The following is a 1,558-nucleotide window of genomic DNA, read 5'->3' on the forward strand; positions in this document are numbered from 1 at the left end:
TGAGAAGCACTTCGGAGCCACTCCGATCGTGCCAGCACACGAAGCCGCCCAGCGCTCTTGCGAGCCTTCAGGTTAGAGGCCGTCGACAATGATAATCTGGATCAACGGACCTTTCGGCGCCGGAAAGACGACGCTCGCTAAGCGGCTGCGCGATCGGCGTTCCAAATCGCTGATCTTTGACCCCGAGGAAATCGGGTTCGTGGTGAAAGAAACGGTCCCCATGCCAGCGAGCGGAGACTATCAGGATCTCCCCTTGTGGAGGGGACTTACGATCGCGGCGGTCAGGGAGATTCGAAGGAATTACTCGCAGGACATCATCATCCCAATGACGCTCGTGCACCCGGACTATCTGACTGAGATACTCGACGGGGTAAGGCGGATGGCACTGTTGCAAATAGTCGGTGGTGATAAACTTATCATCCCCTTTTGCTGATGGAGCTGCACATGAACCCATTCAAAGGCCGGCATTTTCAGCGTGACATCATTCTGTGGGCCGTACGCTGGTACTGCAAATACGGCATCAGTTACCGTGAGCTGCAGGAGATGCTGGCTGAACGCGGAGTGAATGTCGATCACTCCACGATTTACCGCTGGGTTCAGCGTTATGCGCCTGAAATGGAAAAACGGCTGCGCTGGTACTGGCGTAACCCTTCCGATCTTTGCCCGTGGCACATGGATGAAACCTACGTGAAGGTCAATGGCCGCTGGGCGTATCTGTACCGGGCCGTCGACAGCCGGGGCCGCACTGTCGATTTTTATCTCTCCTCCCGTCGTAACAGCAAAGCTGCATACCGGTTTCTGGGTAAAATCCTCAACAACGTGAAGAAGTGGCAGATCCCGCGATTCATCAACACGGATAAAGCGCCCGCCTATGGTCGCGCGCTTGCTCTGCTCAAACGCGAAGGCCGGTGCCCGTCTGACGTTGAACACCGACAGATTAAGTACCGGAACAACGTGATTGAATGCGATCATGGCAAACTGAAACGGATAATCGGCGCCACGCTGGGATTTAAATCCATGAAGACGGCTTACGCCACCATCAAAGGTATTGAGGTGATGCGTGCACTACGCAAAGGCCAGGCCTCAGCATTTTATTATGGTGATCCCCTGGGCGAAATGCGCCTGGTAAGCAGAGTTTTTGAAATGTAAGGCCTTTGAATAAGACAAAAGGCTGCCTCATCGCTAACTTTGCAACAGTGCCCTTTTATATACCCGGAGCTGGATAAGCAACGAACGTCCTGGCCTGCTTTTCGATCTGGCGACAGGGTGGCTTATGCAACATCGTATTATTCTCCCCGGAGCCACTACGCTGACCCGGTTGATTTCAGAGGTAAGGGAAAAGGCGACGTTGCGCCTGTGGAACAAACTGGCACTGATACCGTCAGCCGAACAGCGTTCACAGCTGGAGATGCTGCTGGGGCCAACTGATTGCAGCCGCCTGTCTTTACTGGAATCACTGAAAAAGGGCCCTGTGACCATCAGTGGTCCGGCGTTTAATGAAGCAATTGAACGCTGGAAAACTCTGAACGATTTTGGCCTGCATGCTGAAAACCTGAGT

General features: G+C 53.7%; 1 protein-coding gene and 2 pseudogenes. All 3 read left to right on the forward strand.

Annotation, left to right across the window (positions count from 1 at the left end; genetic code table 11):
• Window positions 1-88: 88 nt before the first annotated feature.
• Window positions 89-382 (forward strand): annotated as a pseudogene (locus ABD481_RS46345) (DEAD/DEAH box helicase family protein); the annotation flags it as partial.
• Between the two features lie 62 nt (window positions 383-444).
• Entirely contained in the window at window positions 445-1,149 is a 705-nt protein-coding gene (locus ABD481_RS46350; RefSeq protein ID WP_001067855.1) for an IS6-like element IS26 family transposase, read from the forward strand.
• 52 nt (window positions 1,150-1,201) lie between these two features.
• A pseudogene (locus ABD481_RS46355) lies at window positions 1,202-1,558 on the forward strand (DUF4158 domain-containing protein); the annotation flags it as partial.

It is taken from the genome of Catenulispora yoronensis (assembly GCF_039531695.1).
In the GTDB taxonomy this organism is placed as follows: Bacteria; Actinomycetota; Actinomycetes; order Streptomycetales; family Catenulisporaceae; genus Catenulispora; species Catenulispora yoronensis.

Coding starts and splice junctions, on each gene's coding strand:
- ABD481_RS46350 (WP_001067855.1), top strand. CDS start 445: ATGAACCCATTCAAAGGCCGGCATTTTCAGCGTGACATCATTCTGTGG.